This window comes from Halobacillus sp. SY10, from assembly GCF_045401165.1.
GTDB lineage: Bacteria > Bacillota > Bacilli > Bacillales > Halobacillaceae > Halobacillus > Halobacillus aidingensis.
In genome coordinates this window covers 306,402-325,023 of record NZ_CP174345.1, presented here as the reverse complement: position 1 = coordinate 325,023, position 18,622 = coordinate 306,402, and the positions used below count along the sequence as shown (strand labels likewise).

General features: G+C 44.2%; 20 protein-coding genes and 2 riboswitches. Of the genes, 9 read left to right on the top strand and 11 right to left on the bottom strand.

Annotated elements, in window-relative coordinates; genetic code table 11:
- Positions 1-49 precede the first annotated feature (49 nt).
- Both ACJA3J_RS01755 and ACJA3J_RS01750 read left to right on the top strand, forming a co-directional pair.
- A complete protein-coding gene (locus ACJA3J_RS01755; RefSeq protein WP_160917376.1) occupies positions 50-220 on the top strand; it encodes a hypothetical protein in 171 nt (56 codons plus the stop codon).
- 687 nt (positions 221-907) lie between these two features.
- Positions 908-2,350, top strand: a complete 1,443-nt coding sequence (locus tag ACJA3J_RS01750) for a hypothetical protein (RefSeq protein WP_406945359.1) — start codon at positions 908-910, stop codon at positions 2,348-2,350.
- Positions 2,351-2,383: 33 nt separating this feature from the next.
- Here the strand turns inward: ACJA3J_RS01750 and ACJA3J_RS01745 are convergent, their stop codons facing one another.
- Complete coding sequence (locus tag ACJA3J_RS01745; protein WP_406945358.1) at positions 2,384-3,148, bottom strand: alpha/beta fold hydrolase; 765 nt, start codon at positions 3,146-3,148, stop codon at positions 2,384-2,386.
- Between the two features lie 155 nt (positions 3,149-3,303).
- Between ACJA3J_RS01745 and ACJA3J_RS01740 the strand changes: the two genes are divergently transcribed.
- Positions 3,304-3,882, top strand: a complete 579-nt coding sequence (locus ACJA3J_RS01740) for an SCO family protein (protein WP_089654834.1) — start codon at positions 3,304-3,306, stop codon at positions 3,880-3,882.
- A gap of 116 nt (positions 3,883-3,998) precedes the next feature.
- On the opposite strand, the gene ACJA3J_RS01735 is transcribed toward ACJA3J_RS01740, so the two are convergent.
- On the bottom strand, positions 3,999-4,901 hold the full coding sequence (locus ACJA3J_RS01735) for a DUF1002 domain-containing protein (protein ID WP_089654833.1): 903 nt from the start codon (positions 4,899-4,901) through the stop codon (positions 3,999-4,001).
- Between the two features lie 411 nt (positions 4,902-5,312).
- Between ACJA3J_RS01735 and ACJA3J_RS01730 the strand changes: the two genes are divergently transcribed.
- Complete coding sequence (locus ACJA3J_RS01730) at positions 5,313-5,699, top strand: hypothetical protein (protein ID WP_089654831.1); 387 nt, start codon at positions 5,313-5,315, stop codon at positions 5,697-5,699.
- A gap of 45 nt (positions 5,700-5,744) precedes the next feature.
- Positions 5,745-6,266: a type 1 glutamine amidotransferase domain-containing protein gene (locus ACJA3J_RS01725; RefSeq protein WP_089654830.1), complete on the top strand. Its 522-nt coding sequence runs from the start codon at positions 5,745-5,747 to the stop codon at positions 6,264-6,266.
- 38 nt (positions 6,267-6,304) lie between these two features.
- Here ACJA3J_RS01725 and ACJA3J_RS01720 read toward each other — a convergent pair whose 3' ends face one another.
- From ACJA3J_RS01720 to ACJA3J_RS01710, 3 genes are all read right to left on the bottom strand, one after another.
- Positions 6,305-7,471 (bottom strand): acyl-CoA dehydrogenase family protein, encoded by a 1,167-nt coding sequence (locus ACJA3J_RS01720; protein ID WP_406945357.1) that lies wholly within the window; start codon positions 7,469-7,471, stop codon positions 6,305-6,307.
- A 595-nt stretch (positions 7,472-8,066) separates the two neighbouring features.
- Positions 8,067-8,237, bottom strand: coding sequence for a hypothetical protein (locus ACJA3J_RS01715; protein WP_406945356.1), 171 nt, complete (start codon positions 8,235-8,237; stop codon positions 8,067-8,069).
- 2 nt (positions 8,238-8,239) lie between these two features.
- Complete coding sequence (locus ACJA3J_RS01710; RefSeq protein ID WP_406945355.1) at positions 8,240-8,446, bottom strand: helix-turn-helix transcriptional regulator; 207 nt, start codon at positions 8,444-8,446, stop codon at positions 8,240-8,242.
- A gap of 133 nt (positions 8,447-8,579) precedes the next feature.
- Here ACJA3J_RS01710 and ACJA3J_RS01705 point away from each other — a divergent pair, with 133 nt between their 5' ends.
- Complete coding sequence (locus ACJA3J_RS01705) at positions 8,580-9,431, top strand: dimethylarginine dimethylaminohydrolase family protein (RefSeq protein WP_406945354.1); 852 nt, start codon at positions 8,580-8,582, stop codon at positions 9,429-9,431.
- Between the two features lie 131 nt (positions 9,432-9,562).
- Here the strand turns inward: ACJA3J_RS01705 and ACJA3J_RS01700 are convergent, their stop codons facing one another.
- A complete protein-coding gene (locus ACJA3J_RS01700) occupies positions 9,563-10,033 on the bottom strand; it encodes an acyl-CoA thioesterase (RefSeq protein WP_406945353.1) in 471 nt (156 codons plus the stop codon).
- Between the two features lie 136 nt (positions 10,034-10,169).
- Positions 10,170-10,351: riboswitch (cobalamin riboswitch) on the bottom strand.
- Positions 10,352-10,489: 138 nt separating this feature from the next.
- A riboswitch (purine riboswitch) is annotated at positions 10,490-10,591 on the top strand.
- A 743-nt stretch (positions 10,592-11,334) separates the two neighbouring features.
- Here ACJA3J_RS01700 and ACJA3J_RS01695 point away from each other — a divergent pair.
- Together ACJA3J_RS01695 and ACJA3J_RS01690 are read left to right on the top strand one after the other, a co-directional pair.
- Positions 11,335-11,922, top strand: a complete 588-nt coding sequence (locus tag ACJA3J_RS01695; protein WP_406945352.1) for a xanthine phosphoribosyltransferase — start codon at positions 11,335-11,337, stop codon at positions 11,920-11,922.
- Positions 11,919-13,211, top strand: a complete 1,293-nt coding sequence (locus tag ACJA3J_RS01690) for a nucleobase:cation symporter-2 family protein (RefSeq protein WP_406945351.1) — start codon at positions 11,919-11,921, stop codon at positions 13,209-13,211. The genes ACJA3J_RS01695 and ACJA3J_RS01690 overlap by 4 nt, the downstream gene beginning before the upstream one ends.
- A gap of 102 nt (positions 13,212-13,313) precedes the next feature.
- Here ACJA3J_RS01690 and ACJA3J_RS01685 read toward each other — a convergent pair whose 3' ends face one another.
- The 3 genes from ACJA3J_RS01685 to ACJA3J_RS01675 form a co-directional block, all read right to left on the bottom strand.
- The gene (locus tag ACJA3J_RS01685) at positions 13,314-14,120 is read right to left on the bottom strand and encodes a PAS domain-containing protein (RefSeq protein WP_406945350.1); all 807 of its coding nucleotides are present in this window, start codon (positions 14,118-14,120) and stop codon (positions 13,314-13,316) included.
- Between the two features lie 80 nt (positions 14,121-14,200).
- On the bottom strand, positions 14,201-14,770 hold the full coding sequence (locus ACJA3J_RS01680; RefSeq protein ID WP_406945349.1) for a nucleotidyltransferase family protein: 570 nt from the start codon (positions 14,768-14,770) through the stop codon (positions 14,201-14,203).
- Entirely contained in the window at positions 14,767-15,615 is an 849-nt protein-coding gene (locus ACJA3J_RS01675; RefSeq protein WP_406945348.1) for a LysR family transcriptional regulator, read from the bottom strand. The genes ACJA3J_RS01680 and ACJA3J_RS01675 overlap by 4 nt, the downstream gene beginning before the upstream one ends.
- A gap of 103 nt (positions 15,616-15,718) precedes the next feature.
- Between ACJA3J_RS01675 and ACJA3J_RS01670 the strand changes: the two genes are divergently transcribed.
- Positions 15,719-16,924, top strand: coding sequence for an MFS transporter (locus ACJA3J_RS01670; RefSeq protein WP_406945347.1), 1,206 nt, complete (start codon positions 15,719-15,721; stop codon positions 16,922-16,924).
- Positions 16,925-17,202: 278 nt separating this feature from the next.
- On the opposite strand, the gene ACJA3J_RS01665 is transcribed toward ACJA3J_RS01670, so the two are convergent.
- On the bottom strand, positions 17,203-17,676 hold the full coding sequence (locus ACJA3J_RS01665; protein ID WP_406945346.1) for a GNAT family N-acetyltransferase: 474 nt from the start codon (positions 17,674-17,676) through the stop codon (positions 17,203-17,205).
- 53 nt (positions 17,677-17,729) lie between these two features.
- Positions 17,730-18,620 (bottom strand): LysR substrate-binding domain-containing protein, encoded by an 891-nt coding sequence (locus ACJA3J_RS01660; RefSeq protein ID WP_406945345.1) that lies wholly within the window; start codon positions 18,618-18,620, stop codon positions 17,730-17,732.
- Positions 18,621-18,622 lie beyond the last annotated feature (2 nt).

The following is an 18,622-nucleotide window of genomic DNA, read 5'->3' as shown; positions in this document are numbered from 1 at the left end:
TTTAATCCTTTTTTCACGAGGAAAACTACCTAAAAAGGAGGAAGTTTCTATGAAGCAGAAAAAACAAAGACGAGGTACTGTCGAGCAGACCAATGAAATGGCGCAAGTGTTCAACCGAAAGTTGAGCTACAACCAATCCTTCTCCCATCAGGCAGATGATTCGGAAGTCCATTCTGAAAGCGAAGCTCTCTACCACCACTATTCCGATGATGAAGATTAAGAAAGTGATCTCGAGTGCGAGATCACTTTTTTAGTGCTTCCCTCCCTTAATGACCGAAAATTCTGTTATCATATGATTGACACACCTACAAATTTTTACAAGAATCTCTAGAACCCTGTGATGTTTTATATAGTTTATTAAAGAATATGCCAGGATTGTGGAGACTCGATTTCGAGATGTTTTGAGGTTCGTTGCTGAGTTGCGCGTCAGGGTGGCTGGGGAGCAACTCGTCTAGCTCCATCGCCCACGGGAGTCTCGCAGCTTCCCAACCACCCCATTCGAGAGATGAGATAAACGAACCCATGTACACAAATGGAGCGTCTTCCATAATAACTGCTTTCTAGTTGAGAAGCGCTCTATAGCAAGCGTTAGGGTATAGTTTTCTGCTTGTTTGAGAGTTGAATACACCAACCCCCAATACGATGGAGGGCTGCTTATTCTGGAAGTGGTTTCGAGATACTCTTATGGTCAAAACGGTGAGACTCCTATGGGACGTGTGGGACAGCTGAGACCCCGGAAGGCGTAGCCTGAGGAGGCTCAGCGCCCGCCCCATGGAAAGCGAACTGTTTCCCGCAGCCCTAAACTCCAATAAACATCTCGAAACAAAGTATAGGGAGCTTATGCGAAAGAAGATAGAGATTTAATGAAGGAATTTAGAAACAAATAAAAAGAAAGGGTTATTTACATATGAAGAAAGGCACCAATAAGAGCAAGTGGATTTTAATCGTGGTTTCTTTGATGTTTTTTGCTATAGGGGCCTATTTTTTCACGGACAGCAGTGAGGAAAAATTGGCTGTGAGTACAGATTCTAAACCAATGCGAAAAGCAAAAGCGGTGGATCTAGAGGAATTCCCTCTTCAGTGGCGTGAAGTCGATACATTTGAACAGGTGAATGAGTTTTATGAAGAACGCATTCACGGTTTATCATTAGCCCGGGAAAAGGAGTTAACTGTCCGACCGCAGGAGTCTACACCAATTCCTGATAAAGATGGACGAATGCAGATCAACGAGGTGTGGCACAGCGGGCCTACCATCCATGTTTTATACAGCATCGACCTTTCTGCATTGACGAGAAAAGGTGGTGATGATAAAGAAACCAAGTACCTCGTTCAGCCTCCTTCTGTGGAGAGCATAAACATTGAGTCCATGAATGGGAGCGACAAACAATCGTTCCAGCACCATTCACAACCCCTTCACCCCCGGGATACAGTTGTGTTTGAAAATCGAGTGTACGGTCTCATCCAGCTCCCTCCCATTACGGAGAAATGGGGGTATAATTTTGACCCCCATGATATAAAGGATTATGATCAAGATTTTTTAACTTCCTTTAGTCTGCGGATCGATCACCGTACGATCGAAACTAAAGGAATGCCTGTCCGTTATTTCCATGACAAGGATGGACATGTGCTTCAAAGTTATATAACAGACGAGGTGTACTCAGATGACCTAGTCACAGTGGAACCGACATCCATCAATATCGGCGTTGCATCCAGTTACGTAAAAATGAAAATAGAGGCGGATGGGGAAGAAATTGGCCAATCTGTACATGCCGTTATAAAAACAGAGGAAGGATCCGAACACCCTGTCAGGCTTTATCTGAACGAGACGGAAGAAGAAAATGTGTATGAGGCCTGGTTCCAGCCGCCATCAGAACCACTTACAGAAGCAGTGAGCCTTGAACTTGAGTCTCTTCACATCCATGATGATACACCTTATTCGTTCACCATCGATATGACTCAGTTTAAAGATCATTCAAACGAATCTGTGGTGTTGAATGAAAAAGTGGGAGAAGCTTACAATACAGATATCATCCTTGAGCAGGTCGATTCATTTTCCGGAACCAATATGAATCTTCTACTCAAGTATGAACCCCATGAAGCGGATCAAGAAGAAAAATTGGTCGGTGCTCAACTCGCCCCGATGAACAGCCTCCAGGAAGAACGGGAGAAATTTGTAGAAGTCGTTACGAATGAAGGCGAAACCACAGAGGCTAATATTTGGGGGCATGATAATAGAGGAGACATCCACTTCCAGTCTCCTGCACTAAGAAACGCAAAGGAAATCACCGTTACTGTGAATAAGATGGTCTACGCCCACAAATTGGGCCATACCTTCGACTTGAACAAATAGGAAAAAGCAGAGGATTGCCGCTCCTCTGCTTTTTTATATTTCTTCATGAACAAAACGAGTTAATGCATCATTGAAACGATCATAGTGGGTGGCCGGCGTCTGGTGATAAGCATGCTCGATCACTTCCATCTTCACCTTCGGGCAAACATTGTAATATTTGGAGTGTTCATTGATCCAAAATTCTTTGTTGCCGTAAACGAGTAACAACGGTTGAGTAAGCTTGTCTAACCGCCCGCTGCAATCAAAAGACAGGGCTCGATTGTAATAGGTGTACCAGCATTCCGGATCGGACTTCGCCATATGTTCATTCAATTCACGTTTGATTTCGACATCTTTGAAATGGGAATGGCTGAGTAATTTGGAAAGCGTCTCCGGACTTTTATCCACCCAGTACATCCCTCCTAAAAACTCAAACCGCAGTCCACCTGTGGCCACCTTCGGGAAACCTCCTGCAAGAATAACCGCTTTCGTCCGTTCAGGAAAAGTGAGTGCGAATTCCTGGGCGATCATCCCTCCGCACGAATAGCCGACGACTACGATTTGGTCGAGGTTCAAATGATCAATAAGCTGGACGACTTCTCTTGCGTACATGGATACATCAGGCGCATGAGAAATCACTTCCGAATCCCCATTTCCACTGAGGTCAGGAAAAATGACACGAAACTCCCTGGCGAGGGAGTGCTGCATTTTAAATACTTTCCTCCCCATTCCAGGAGGGTGGATAAAAACAATGGCTTCCCCATTCCCTCGATCATCATAAAATAATTTCGCCCCGGATTTTTCTATAAAATAAGGCATGTCTCTTCATCCCCTAACCGATATTCATGGAACCTTAGCATTCCCATAGGGACTGAAAATATGTCCATTTACCGAATATATTAAGGTTCGATTGACCTTGCTCTCATGCAGGCGTAAACTAGACCTGTATCATAATGTCCGGAAGGGGAAACATAATGAAACGTTTTCTATTACTTAGCCTATTCGCAGGAATTGTCGTCTTTTTAGCTGCTTGCGGATCGAATGAACTTGAGAATACGCTGGATTGGGAAGTCCAGTCTTTTGAAGGAACAACACAAGAGGGAGAAAGCTTTTCCACCGATGATATGGAAGGAAAAGTTTGGCTTGCGAACTTCATCTTTACCAACTGCAATACGGTCTGTCCGCCCATGACCCGTAATATGGTGAAAATTCAAGAGCAGTTAAAAGAAGAAGGGGTCGATGCTGAAATTGTATCCTTCAGTGTAGATCCGACGGTAGATTCACCTGAAGTATTAAAAGAGTTTGGCAAAAAGTACGGTGTTGATCATAGCAACTGGTCCTTCATTACCGAATACACGCAGGAAGAAATTGCTAAGTTCGCTCAAGAGAGCTTCAAAACTTCTGCTGTAAAAACGGAAGGAAACGACCAGGTCATTCATGGAACAGCCTTTTACCTAATCAACGAAGAAGGAATGGTCATGAAGAAATATAAAGGGGACACAGAAGTCCCGTTTGAACAAATTGTGGAAGATACCAAAACCATCACTAACTAAAAGAATCTCCCCTCCACCAAAGGAGCGGGAGTTTTTTTAAAAAGAAAAACTAAACCAGATCATCCACGATGGATGACCTGGTTTGGCGATAATTATTAAAATTATTAAAACCTTTACTAGTTGAATAGTGAGTTGATGAAGTTACTCAGAGATTTGAAGAAGTCCTGCACGGCATTCCGCAAGCTGTTCCAAAATCCATCGTCATTAATTAAATCCTGGATACTTCCTGTCAGATCTTCCAACTGGTTTTGAACCTGATCGAAGTTGATATTCAAATTGCGCATTTGCTCAAACAAATCGATCAATCGCTGACGGTCTTCTTCACTCAGTTCAATATTCAAAGATTGCAGTTGATCTTGGACAATCTGCTCCACTTCTTCCCGTGTAGCTGGGTCCTGCTCAGCAATCTGCTTCTTGATTTCGGTCAAAAGTTCACTGATTTTATCCCGATCGACACCTTCCTTTTCAGCGATATCTGTTGCAATATCAAGCTCATCACTCGCGACTTTCATCCGTTCTTCATCAAGCTTCACACCTTTAGCATCGTATGCTTTATAGATACCTGTAAGCGCAGAGTGGCCACTGACTTTGACAGAAGAAGCCACCAGCACATCCGCATTCTCCACACCGGCGGTCAGCAAAGCATTTGTATACATTTCTTTCGTCACCTGTGTTATGTTATCAGGTGTTACGATTTCAATATTCAATCCTTCAGCATTATCCTGGTGAATGATTTTGACAGATGAGTACATATTCGAATTCGGGTTTCCCCCGATATAATTGGCAAGATCCTGGCCATTGACAGTAAACTCATCGACCTGGTCATGCTGGTTAACTTCAAGCAGCTCAGACACTTCAGCTTTCTGTGCTTCAGACAAGGCTTCTCCATAAACGACAATCGGCAGACCCAACTTTTCATTGATGCCCTGATCCCCTGTCGAAGCGGAAATGCTCGAAGGCAAAGCGAACGCTGTAAACAAAACGACGATCAACATCCATAGACTGACACGTGTTTTCATGTTCTCGACCCCTTGTAAAAATGGTAGATTCCCACTTACGTTATGCGGAACCTCCCATCTATTATACCCGACAAATAGATGCGCGGGTTGTCATAATAGACGTACGAGAGGGAGAAAAAGTTTCAAACTCAGCATACATTTCTTTTTTACAGATCTGAGTGAACTTTCATAAAAAGTTATTCAATAATATGGCAGGATTGTGGAAGACTCAGTTTCGAGATGTTCTTTGAGAATGGGGCTACGGGGAATGAGTCGCTTTCCTGTGGGGGAGCGAGCGGCTTCCCAACCACCCCTGACGCCCAACACGGCAACGAACCCCGAAAACATCTCGAAACTGAGCCTTCCACAATCGGGAGCTTTTACGCAACTATTTTATAGGATGGATAAACGAAAGAAAGGATGGACGTTGTTATGAAGATTGCACGCCAAATCGGACTTTATGTATTTGCTCTCGCACTGTTTTATGCAGGAATCACCCACTTCATGTATGATCATGGATTTGCCCGAATGCTGCCTTCCTGGGTACCGCTTAAATTAATTATCGTATATGTTACAGGAATTACGGAGTGGCTCCTTGCCCTTCTGCTTGTTTTCCCGCAAACGCGGAGAGCGGCTGGGTTCGCTACGGCTGCTTTTCTATTCATCGTCTGGCCTGCTAATTTTTATGCTGCCATTTATGGCATACCAGCTCCTTGGAGCGAAGAAACCAATCAGACCGCTTTATGGATACGCCTCCTCTTCCAACCTTTGCTTATTTGGTGGGTTCTCGTCGTTTCCAAAGATTCGAAAGAGGTGTAACCATCTGATAAAATGGGGATAGTGAAAAGGACAAGGAGGTTGTATATGCGATTAGAAGGAAAGAAAGTCATCCAATTGGTCAGTAAAGATTTTGAAGATCTTGAACTATGGTATCCGGTGCTTCGCCTCCAAGAGGAAGGAGCTACCGTCCACCTTGTGGGTGAAAAAGCAGGCGAAGAACATCCAGGGAAATATGGAGTTCCTGCAACGGCGGATTATGCATTCGAGGACATCAATCCAGCTGATTACGATGGAATTCTTGTACCAGGGGGATGGTCTCCCGATAAGCTCCGACGTTATGATAAAGTCATTGAAATGGTCCAGCACATGGACAACGAACGCAAACCGATCGGTCAAATTTGTCATGCGGGCTGGGTGCTTATTTCTGCCAACATCTTGAAAGGACGAAAAGTCACAAGTACTCCGGGAATAAAAGATGACATGATGAATGCTGGTGCAGAATGGTTCGACGAAGCGGTCGTCCAAGATGAACACATTGTTTCTGCCCGTCGTCCACCTGACCTGCCTCCATATGCAAAAGCGTTCGCAGACTTACTCGCTGATTAATCATAAATAAAAACCAGAGCTACTAAAGCTCTGGTTTTTTAATCGTCTTCGGCAATAGCTTGCTTAGCAAGCATCGACACAACCGCATCATCCATCGGTGGATTATGCAATCCAGCCCGTACATCACGGTAATATTTTTCAAAGGCATAGGTTTTGGATAACCCACGGCCCCCTGCAATCCTCATGGCTAGATCGACAACTTCATTAGCTGTGTTCGTCACCGCCAGCTTTACAGCAGCAAGTTCTGCTCCCATATGACCCCGTTGTTCAGGCTCTTCATCCCATTTTCTCGCAATTGAATATAAGAAAGAATGTGCTTGAAGCAGTTTCCACTCCATTTCCCCAATCTTATCTTGAATGTGCGCCACTTCAGAAATCGGAGTATCAATACTATTCGGTTGGAAGTCTTTTGCAAATGCAATCGCATCGTTTCGAGCGGCTACGGCAATTCCTAAATAACAGGCAGGAATGTGAAGCAGCCATCCCTTTGGCGAAGGTTTGCTCCCATTTTTCAGTTCTACAAGATCGGATTCCTGAAGCTCGACATCGTCCATCACAAGGTCATCACTCGCTGTCCCTCTCATTCCAAGCGTATCCCAAGTTTTATCAACCGATATCCCTGGCTGATGTCGGTCAATTAAAAACCAACCAACCGTATCCTTGTCTTCTACATAAGCAGACACAATGTAATAATCTAAATGTTCTGCCATGGAAGTGAACGATTTCCTTCCGTTCAAAATGTATTCATCTCCACTTCGAACCGCTTTGGTTTCCGGTATGCCTCCCCGTGTCGGACTTCCGGTTGCCGGTTCTGTCGCCGCTCTGTTTACCACTTTTTGTTCTGAAACAACTTCACTCACAAGGCGGTCATACGAATTTTTGTCCCACAATTGCTCCTGAGAAAGCTCCATCATGATCCCCATGTGCCATCCGATCGACAAAGCGACAGCACCATCACCTTCTGCAATCTTCTCCTGCATCAGTAAGAATTCGTATAAAGATAATCCTTCTCCACCTTCAGATTCTGGTAAAGACATCGACGGGTATTTCTCATCTTTAATGACTTTCAGCGTCTCATAAGAAAAAGATGCTTCACGATCCGTGTCTGTAATATGTTTGCGCGCCTCTTCCGCGATTCGATCCGCCTTTTCAAACAATTCCTGCTGTCGGACGTTTTTTATCCAACGTTTCCATACACCTGCCAAACCAACCACTCCCGATTCTTTATTATAACTAAATCATACCTGACAACTCGGGATGAAGCCAATGCCATGCTTGTCTGATTCACTCCCTTACAACATACCCTATGTACAAAAATTCATTCTGTATCAGCAAATGTCTTTTCGGATGTAACTTTTTGTCCGGTACACCCGCTTAACAAATCATTCCCACGACATTTCCCGGGAAATGTCGAAATACGGATCATCTGTTCACATAGACAAAGACCATAAAAACTAGGAAACGGCCGCTATTAAATTATCAGCTTTACCATTCCTTTTTTTGTTAAGGAGCACCTTTTACGATCTTTCTTAATAGACAAATAAACGAATGCAACACTGATAAGAAACATGAGCGTCCATTGAGTCACTCCTTTTTCAGTATCGCCTTGCTAAGATGACCATCGTTAAAAATACCGCCACAATGTTTAATGCTAATAGGACACTGAGTAAATAAACAGCGCTGAGCAAGACCACTTGCAACGAAATCATAAGGTGGAAGACCCCCATTACCCCCATTATAATAAAGAAAGAGTAAAACACAGCCTTATGCCTGATCCATTTCATGCGTTCATCCTTCTGTTTAAACTGAGGGTATAAGTAGCTCATACTGAAAGATAAAACTCCTAAAGAAACCATGGTCCAAATCATAGACGGCCATTCGCCCGCCCATCGTCCCCACAACAATTAAGAAAACTCCTATTAGAAAGAAGAATCCACCGATGACTTTAAAAGCGTTAGAAGTGTAATCCATCCTCATTCCCCCTCCTTTAATTCATAAATAAAAAGATCTTCAATTCGTACACCAAATACGCGCGCAATTTCAAATGCAAGCGGTAAGGAAGGGGAATATCTGTTCTTTTCAATCGAAATAATCGTCTGCCGTGATACCTGCAATTTTTCTGCTAATTTGTCCTGTGACAAACCATGCTTTTTTCTATATTCCGTAAGCCGGTTTCTCATACCACCCCTCCAATTACTTCCAGTATAATGTAAAGCAAACTTTACGTAAAGGTTGCTTTACATTATATATTTTATTGTTTTATTCGCTGTCCCCAGGGGAAGAAAAGGGATATGAATAAAAGGAGGATCTATCATGGTTGGAATAGCTTCGGAAAACAGTATTCATTGTGACACCGAATATTCGCCGCTGAAAAAAGTCGTAGTCGCCAAACCCTCTTATATGAAAATCACTGATATCATCAACGAAACTCAAAAACATTACAAAAACCAAAACATAAATGTCAAAACAGCTCTTCAGCAACATGAGTATTTCGTGAAGATTTTAGAGGATCATCAAATTGAAGTCATACAACTCCCAAGTCAGCCGGACCTTTATGAACAGGTGTTTACAAGAGATATCGGATTTACAATTGATCATCACCTGTTTATCGGCTCTATGAGTGAAAAGGTTCGTAAACAGGAAACGGATGTCCTGCGGAGATGGGCGAGAAGAAATAACATCGAGGTAGAAGAGGAACTTCCTTCATCGATTGAAGGCGGAGATATTGTGTTAGACGGGGCCACGGTGTGGGTCGGAGAAACTAAAAGGACATCCCGTCAAGCAATCCGTGAGCTCCAATCGCATCTTCCTGATCATCAGGTTGTACCTGTTCCTTTGAGAGGGGATATCCTTCATTTGGACTGCGTATTCAACATGATCGATGATTCTACTGCCATCCTTTATCCTCCTGCTTTTACAAAAAACAGCATGGAAGCCATCACCGCACGTTACAAGGTGATTGAAGTCACCGAGAAGGAACAGTTTACCATGGGACCGAACGTTCTTTCCATTGGAAACCGTAAAGTGATCAGCCTCCCTCAAAACGAGCGACTAAATACACAGTTAGAGAAATATGGGTTTCATGTGATTCCTGTCGACCTTTCAGAAATCATCAAATCCGGAGGGTCGTTCAGATGCTGTACTTTGCCATTAAAAAGAACATAAAAGCAGCCCGCTTCTTTTAGAAGGGGCTGCTTTTTTTTGAATGGAAGAAGTCCACACAACTATTATAAGACATCATCTAAAGTATGGGGTCTGTGGATTTGATTACTCGTTTTTAAAACATTAAGTATCTGTCATCTAAGCGCCGGTCTGCTTTTTCGATGTTCCCTCCTGGATGGAGCCGTTTCAAACAATCGTTTGTCTTCCTCTGTCTCGGGGGAGATGGGCGGTACCGGTGTCGGTTTCCCTTCAGCATCTACAGCGACCATCGTTAAAAATGATTCTGTCGTCATCACTTTTCGCCCTTGCAGTAAGTCATCAGCAAAGACTTTTACATAGACTTCCATGGATGTCCGCCCTGTGCTCGTCACACAAGCTTCTAACGTCAATGCGTCCCCCACCTTAGCAGAAGATAAAAAATCCACCGAGTCTATCGAAGCAGTAACAACAACACAGTTTGAATGCTTCATGGCGGTCAGTGCTGCAATTTCGTCGATATAAGAGAGAACTTTCCCTCCGAAAATGGTGTCCAGGTGATTCGTATCTGGTGGCAGCACTAATCTTGTTTGCGTCATTCTAGAATAATGGACAGGTAAAGGTTCCATGAATGGGTTCCTCCTCTTTGAAAATGATTAGCCCGCGAAGGGAGAAATACAAATAAGATTCTCCCTTTGATTCATGGAACCGAAAAAAGCTCTTGATAGATCCAATACACGTAACATCCTCCTATCTCCCGTAGGAAATCATGTTCTTCCTTATGGCAGGTCTCCTGGCTCAGGTTCATCAGCACACAGCCCTTCCCATTTATGAAACAGTGGGTCATCTATGCACCTCCCCATTACAGTGGCGGGACCGCGTTGGCATTTCACCAAACTTCCCTTTTCAGCTTCTATGACGAAGCCACCATAAGGCGATCATTTTTTCTATGGAAAAGAGAAACTCTCTTCCCATCCACTATCTCCTAAACATCCACCCCTGTCAACACGAACAAAACATCGAATATAGATCGATAAATTCTTAAAAAGGGGTTGATTACGAACAATAAACTGATATACTATCCATATCATTCGAATATAAGTTTTCATATAATCGCGGGGATATGGCCTGCAAGTTTCTACCGGTTTACCGCAAATGAACCGACTATGAAAAGCAGTACAAGACACCGGGACTTTCCTGTCCACGGTTTCATTGTTTTTGTCTTCGTCCAGCACGAAAAGACTTGCTTTCCATAGAGGAAACAAGCTTTTCGTGCTTTTTTGTTTCTAACGTTCCCTGAGCTCTAATTGTTCAACTAAATGGCAGGTTTGTGGAAGACTCAGTTTCGAGATGTTTATTGAGTGAATGGGGCTGCGGGGAATAGCTCGCTTTCCGCGGGAGCGCGGTGAGCCTCCTCGAGCTTCGCTCTGCGGGGTCTCACCTAGCACTTTTTTCCCGCAGGAGTCTCCCCATTCCCCTCCGCCTCTTTACCATGTAAGTGTCTCGAAACCACTTCTCAGAAACTCTGCTTGTTTGCTCAAGTGAATGGGATAATATAAACGATCCCCAGTGATCATTTCGATCATGAAAGCTTGATGTAGAGCGCTTTATACTTCTTAAAGTGGGAGGGTGGAAGACAATCCAACTTGGTAAAGGGGGGGCGTTACTCACATACATCGAATGGTGTGGTTGGGAAGCTGCGAGACTCCCGTGGGAGAAAGGAGATAGGCGAGATCCCACAGGGCGGTAGCCCGAGGAAGCTCGCCACTCCCCCACAGGAAAGCGAGTGGCTTCCCAACCACCCCTGCCTCCTAATATGGCAAACGAACCCCGGATTATCTTGAAACTGAGTTTTCCACAAACGGGAGCTTTTATTGAACAGCAGTAATTGAGCTTACATAAATACTTAACCTAGAAAGGTGTGTTGGATATGGATCAGTTGAAAAAGAAAATCGTAGAAGAGGGGAAAGTTTTATCTCCGTCCGTCATTAAAGTCGATGCTTTTTTGAATCATCAAATAGACCCTGTACTCATGAAAGAAATTGGAGAAGAGTTTGCGAGCCGCTTTAAAGAGTTGGGGATTACGAAGGTGCTGACATTAGAGTCCTCAGGTATCGCACCCGCTCAAATGACAGCACTCAGCCTAGGTGTTCCTGCAATTTTTGCAAGGAAGAAAAAATCATTGACCATGAAAGACCACCTTTACACATCAAAGGTGCATTCATTTACGAAGCAAGAAACAAATGAAATCTCCATATCGAAAGACTTCATGACTGAAGATGATCATGTCTTGATCCTTGATGATTTTCTAGCGAATGGTCAGGCTGCGAAAGGGCTGATTGACCTTATAGAACAATCAGGAGCATCCATCGCCGGTGTGGCGATCGTTATAGAGAAAGGGTTTCAAGATGGGGGCCGCCTTTTACGACGCCAAGGAATAAAAGTAGAATCACTTGCTACCCTTTCATCACTTGAGGGCAGTACGATTACGTTTGAAACACAGGAGGTATCCTCATGAAAACAACTGCTTTAGCCATTCAACATTTGTTGGCGATGTATGCAGGAGCGATTCTCGTTCCATTGATTGTCGGTGGAGCCCTTGGGCTGAATTCAGAACAACTCACTTACCTTGTCGCCATTGATATATTAATGTGCGGGGTGGCTACCATTTTGCAAGTCGTCCGCAACCGTTATTTCGGTATCGGTCTTCCTGTCGTCCTTGGCTGTACGTTTACCGCTGTCGGTCCGATGATCGCCATCGGGGGTCAGTATGGGGTTTCGGCGATTTACGGTTCTATTCTCGTTTCCGGATTGTTCGTCATCCTGATCAGCCGCTTCTTCGGGAAACTTGTCCGATTCTTTCCACCTGTCGTTACTGGGACCGTTGTAACGATTATCGGAATTACATTAATTCCTGTTGCGATTAATAACATGGGTGGTGGCCAAGGGGCTGAAGATTTTGGTTCACCTGCCAATCTTGCTCTTTCCTTTGGAACGCTTTTATTCATCATCCTTCTATATCGTTTCACAAAAGGATTCATGCGCTCCATAGCCATTCTGATCGGTATTTTAGGAGGCACCCTTGTGGCTGCTCTCTTTGGGAGGGTCGATTTCTCAGCTGTCCATGAATCTGCTGTCTTCCATATGATTGAGCCTTTCTACTTTGGGACACCGAGCTTTCATTGGTCTGCCATTTTGACAATGATTTTAGTGGCCATGGTGTCTCTCGTTGAATCTACTGGCGTTTACTTCGCATTAAGTGAAATGACAGAGAAGAAATTGAATGAAAAAGATCTAGCCAGTGGTTATCGTGCAGAAGGAATAGCGATTCTATTCGGAGGTGTGTTCAACGCTTTTCCTTACACCGCTTTTTCTCAAAATGTCGGTCTCATGCATATGACAGGAGTAAAATCCCGCCGCGTTATTTTCGTTATGGGCGCGATGTTGATAGCCCTTGGCTTCATTCCGAAAATTGCTGCCTTTACGACCATCATCCCTACCTCTGTGTTAGGGGGTGCGATGATCGCGATGTTCGGAATGGTCATCTCCCAAGGCATTAAAATGCTCAGCCGTGTCATGTCCGAATCTCATGAAAACTCCATGATTGTCGCTTGTTCTGTGGGCATGGGTTTAGGTGTCACAGTTGTACCTGAATTGTTTGCCAAACTGCCCGAAAGCATACAAATCCTTACTAGTAACGGCATCGTTGCAGGAAGCGTAACAGCCATCGTGCTCAACATCGTTTTCCACATGCTCCCCAAACGCACGACTAAAGAAGTTCACTTATTACACGAAAAGAGCGCTTAGTACCTGACCAGGTCATACAGATATTGGAAGACCCTTTTCACTGCTCAAACAAAAAAGCAGCACGGCCATTTAATCATTGGCCGCGCTGCTTTTACTTTTCTTTTAATATTGTTCCCTTAATACTTCCAAGGCTTGTTTCACTGTAGCGTATGTCTGAAGGGACAGTTCACTAAAGTCTGCGTAAGGGGCACTTTGAATGGCAAATGTTGGTTTGATTCCTGTGATAACGAGTTTTGTTCCCATTAAATCAAGAAGCTGATTCATCTGATAAATACCCATATGAACCGCTTCGTTATAAGAGTGCACAGCAGACATGTCCAGGATCAAGTAATCCTCTTTCGTTTCTTTCACATGGTGGCTGACCGCTTCAAGCATTTGCTGAAGCCTTTCATCATCAATGGTTCCGACAAGCGGGAGCACAGAGATGTTATCCTGTACGGGCACAATCGGCGTCGATAATCTTTTTACCTCTGACAAGTAATGCGCAATCAGTTCTTCCTGTTCCCGACGCTTTGTTACATCTTTTTGCACACCAACGAAATACATCTGATCCATCTGCTCGATGTACACCGGAAAAATATGTAGTTCATTCCAGAACATCGTACCGTCCTTACGATAGTTTCTTATTTCTACTTGCACAGGCGTTTGTTTGGAAAGACCTTCACGAAGCCGCTCCACATGGTTCGGGTTTGTTTCATCCCCTTGCAGGAAACGACAGTTACGTCCTAGAATCTCCCATCGTTCATAACCAGTCAGATCCAAAAACCCCTGGTTGCAATAAATCATCGGGTTATCCTCTTGCTCTGGATCCGTTATAACCACTCCAGCACCGACATGATCAATGGCCGCTTTTATAAATTCATTTTGTTGAATCTCTTCTAATCTAGCAAACATGAGCTCTTCCGACACGGTAGAACATCCCCTTCAAGATTGGAACGAATTACTTTAATAATAAAATGAATTCTACCCATCGTGCAAGTGCCACCCTTTTACCATGATAGAACCGTAAGCTCCGGCCAGCGCTTTTTCCATCTCTCAGCCTTATTCCAATAAACTTCTTCTGGTATTAAACGTTTATTCGGACGGATGATTCCTAGAAAAAGATCTTCTAAACCGAAAGGAGCATAAACTTCATACTCACCATTTTGCTTTCGTTTGACCCCGACAGAGGAAGCGGTCGTCGGCCACGTATTAATGGCATCTTGGACAGATGTGTACGGCTTGATCGTCTGATTGAACTTTTTCTCATACCACAGATGAACAAGGGCCTCGTTCGTTACATCAATTGAAAAAGGCAGGTCCATGCAGTCATCATTCCATTGTTTTTCGAGATTCTTTTCTTCCTCAAGCGTCCCGGAAGCGTCAAAATAAAGGATATCTGCATCCCTAATGCCATAGTCTGCGGAATAACCAAATTGATTGTTCCATACGCTTTGAGTGATCACACCAGCACCGATCCAATACTCGTTGCCAGACGAGGGGGAAGCGTCGAAAAGCGGACGGACATAAGGGGTCCACTCATCGATTACCTCGACCAATTGCTTTTCTCTCTTATTCATTCACTCACCCCGTTTCGAATGTGTTCAAGGAACGCTTCAACCTGGGGCAATGCTCTACCTCCCGGCTTCACACATGCCCAAGTTTCCCTGACGATCGCTTGCCCCTCCGTCTCTAATGGCAAACAACTGTAGGCGTCCTTTTCTTCTTTGATGATGCTTTCAGGAAGGACCGTCATTCCGAGCCCACGCTTCATCATTTGTTTGGCTGTTTCAAAATGATCAACCTTGATTGAACGTTTGACCAACACGCCAGGATCCCTTGCCATCCAAGTTTCAATGAGCTTCTGAAAACCTGGATCACTTTTGAATTCAATTAGAGGCCGCTCCCCTTTTCCCATAGGTACGGTATCTAAGAGAAAAAGAGGATCACTCAATAGATGGAAGGATTCGTAGTCTTCGATTGGTCCCCCTCTTACAATGGCAATATGAAAGGAGGAGGCAGATTGTCGTATTTCTTCACTTACTCCTGTGACAAGATCGATCGTCACTTCAGGGAATGCTTGTGTGAAAGATTGTAAGACATCAGGAAGAAAATGTTGGCTGTATAAGGAAGAAGCTCCGAGTGAAAGCGTACCGGCTACTTTTCCTTCCACTTGTGCCAATTTTTCTTTCAACACATCCTCTTGATAGAGCACATGCTTGGCATGAGCAAGGACAACTTCCCCGAAAGGCGTTGGAAGCAATCCTTTCGGTGTACGGAGGAAGATTTGCCCGCCCAGGTGTTCTTCTATGTATTTCAAACGGTGTGTAATCGCAGGTTGGGAGATTAAAATAGATTTTGCCGTTTTTCGGATGGTTCTAAATTGATTTAAATCGAGTAAAAGATGATAATCATTGACCTTCATCGACAGCCCCCCATAAAGATTCCTTATCACTTTTTATTATAATACAATATTATCCAAATCACTAAAAAAAGAGTACGATAAATGTAGATAGAGGAGGGAGAACATGGACAGAGCAAATACAAGAAAACTGATGAGTGGTTATTTTTTATATGAAAGTGGTCGCGCGATGTACTTCGTCCTTATTACGTGGTTTTTATATCAATGGACGGATGATGCTTTGTACACAGGGTTGTTCGTAAGCTTCGGATTCATTCCCGGACTTTTTTCAAATGTCATCTTCGGAGTTCTGGTCGATCGCAGCAACCGAAAAAAACTTGCGGTCCTGGCGGGTGTTATAAGCACCATCTGTTTGGTTTTGTTAACAGGAGCATTTTGGGGAGGGGTCGAACATCCATGGTTGATGATTACCGCCCATATGATCATGCAAACGGCTGGATCATTATTCCGCCCGTCATTACAAGCTCTTGTGGCTGAAGTATTTCCAAAAGACTCCCTTCCTCGAATCTTTTCCTGGTCAGGCTCCTCTACTGTTGCAGGAAGTTTAACAGGAGCGGCTGTCGGCGGGGTGTTGGCCGGACTTGCAGCCGTTGAAACCTCGTTGTCTGTTGTCATCCTTTTATATTTGGGTGCTACAGTAACGACCCAGATGATTCGTTACACGCCGGTCGAATGGAAAAATCGCAGTGACTCTTCCTCCTTTTGGGATGAGATGAAAGAAGGATTCGTTTATGTACATCAAAACCGGATACTTTATGGATTGTTCATCATGCTTATGCTCGGACAGCTCACCTTCCACACGACTCTAGGATTTTTAAGCGTCTATACGAGTTCACATTTAAAGCAGTCTGCGCTCGTCTACGGAATGCTCGACAGCACGTTCTCCATCGGCGGCATAATTGCTGGACTTATTGGAACATGGTGGTGGGCAAAGTGTCAGAACCGCATCGGGATATGGTCGCTCCTGCTGATCGCTGCAGGGCTTGCAATCGTCAGTTTTACTACCCTCGTTCCTATGGCTTTTCTCGGCTTTCTTTTCATCGGCATGGGTACATCATTTGTGCGTGCACTTTTGCAGTCTGTACAGCAAATGGCAACAGATTCCCGTTTTCATGGCCGCATGTCCAGCTTGCGCATGCTTTGCAATCAAACGTCAGTCGTGGTGGCCGGCCCCATCTTCGGTGTTCTTGCCTCTTCCCATGGAGCCCCTGCCGTTTTCCTCTGCCTGCTCATTCCGGTGACAGGCGGGGTCTTTTGGGCACATATCCAATCCAAACAGCCGATATTCAAACAGATAACGAAACCGGCTTAAAAACGCCCAGCAAAAAGGTATGCTTCTCTATGTAGGAGCATACCTCGAGTGGTGTTATTCAGCTCTGCTTATCTCGTCTCTTCCTTCGGTGCGCGGTATACCTTCTCGACTTCAACTCCCAGCGTCTTCAAATAGTCGACAATCTGGTCTAGTCTCTTCATTTTTTCACCTCAGTATTTGAAATAAGATTTGGCACAGAAACACATCCATCTTCATTACGAACGGGACTGTACAAACGTTTCAACTTTTTCTATAAAAGACGATACCCGTAGTTCCTACTACTTATGCACCTTTTTGAACATTTGCACATTTTTTATCGATATTCCTCGAATCCATTTCACCTGTTCCTTCTTAATGGCATATTCTCGCTTTTGAAAAAACGGTCTCGCGACGGCACTCGCTTCGGTCGTAAGCACCTTCACACCTTCTTTCATTGCCTGTTCCTCTAAAAGGTAGAGCATTTGAGTGGCCACACCCTCCCCCTGCCTTTCTGAGGCTACATACAAAAAATCGATGTGAGGACCAACAAGGCTGGCAAAACCTATAATGTTGTTGGAAGTGTCCTTTGCGACAAGTGCGTAGGCATTAAGAAAACGTTCATGAAAATGGGGATGATTTTTAACCACTTCCGCCCAAGCTATCAACTGCTCTTGGGTGTAAAACCGGGGAGAAATGTTTAAGATCGATGTTTTAACCATCCTAACCACATGACTAAGATCTTCGTTCTGTAATCGTTCGATGGACCAAACCAAACTTCCCTCTCCCTTCTATCATAACAAAGCCCCGTCCAAATGAATGTAATGTTTTATGACAATTCATATAAATCCATGACGTGCTGAATGAAAACTTGAGCATCTTCTGTGATTTCTTCTTCATTGGAAGGGGTGACGATGGAAAAGGATCGCGTTGTCGAGTGAATATATGGAAGGTTCATGATCAACTCAGCAGCATCCGTGTGTTCCACGACTGTTTTTGAAATAAAAGAAAGGCCCAGACCTTCCTTCACTCCTTGGACGACTCCATGGTTGCTTCCAATCGTAATCGTCTTTTTCGGTCGGATGTTCGATGATTCCAACATATAATCAAGCATAGCTCTTGTCCCCGATCCCCCTTCACGGGTGATCCACGTGTGGTCCTGTAGATCTTGAAAAGACACCTCTTTACACTTTCTTAAAGGATGGCTTTCAGGAACAATCACGACCATTTCATCTTCCACGAATGGAATGGAACTCAACCCCTGCTCCGTCACTTTTCCTTCCACAAGTCCTAAATCAAGCTCATGCTGCTGCACTTCCCTGTTGATTCGTTTAGAATTAGCAATTCGCACCTGCAATTCGAACGCTGGATACATGTCATCAAAAGCTTTTAAAATCGAAGGAATGATATATTCTCCCACTGTGTAACTCGCACCAATATGGATATTCCCGCCCACCTGCTCGTGGAATTGCTTCACTTCATTCTTGGCTTTGTCCAGCAACCCGAGCACCTGTCTCGCCCTCCGGTAAACCATCTCCCCTGTAGGCGTCACTTCAAAATGTTTCGGTGAACGATCAATCAGCGATGTTTGAAAAAAACGTTCCAGATTTTTGATATGCGCACTAACCGTAGGCTGCGACAAATTCAAAAGGGCAGATGCTTTCGTGAAACTTTTTTCGTCAATGGCTGTGATGTAGGTTTTCAATGCTTCTATATCCAACA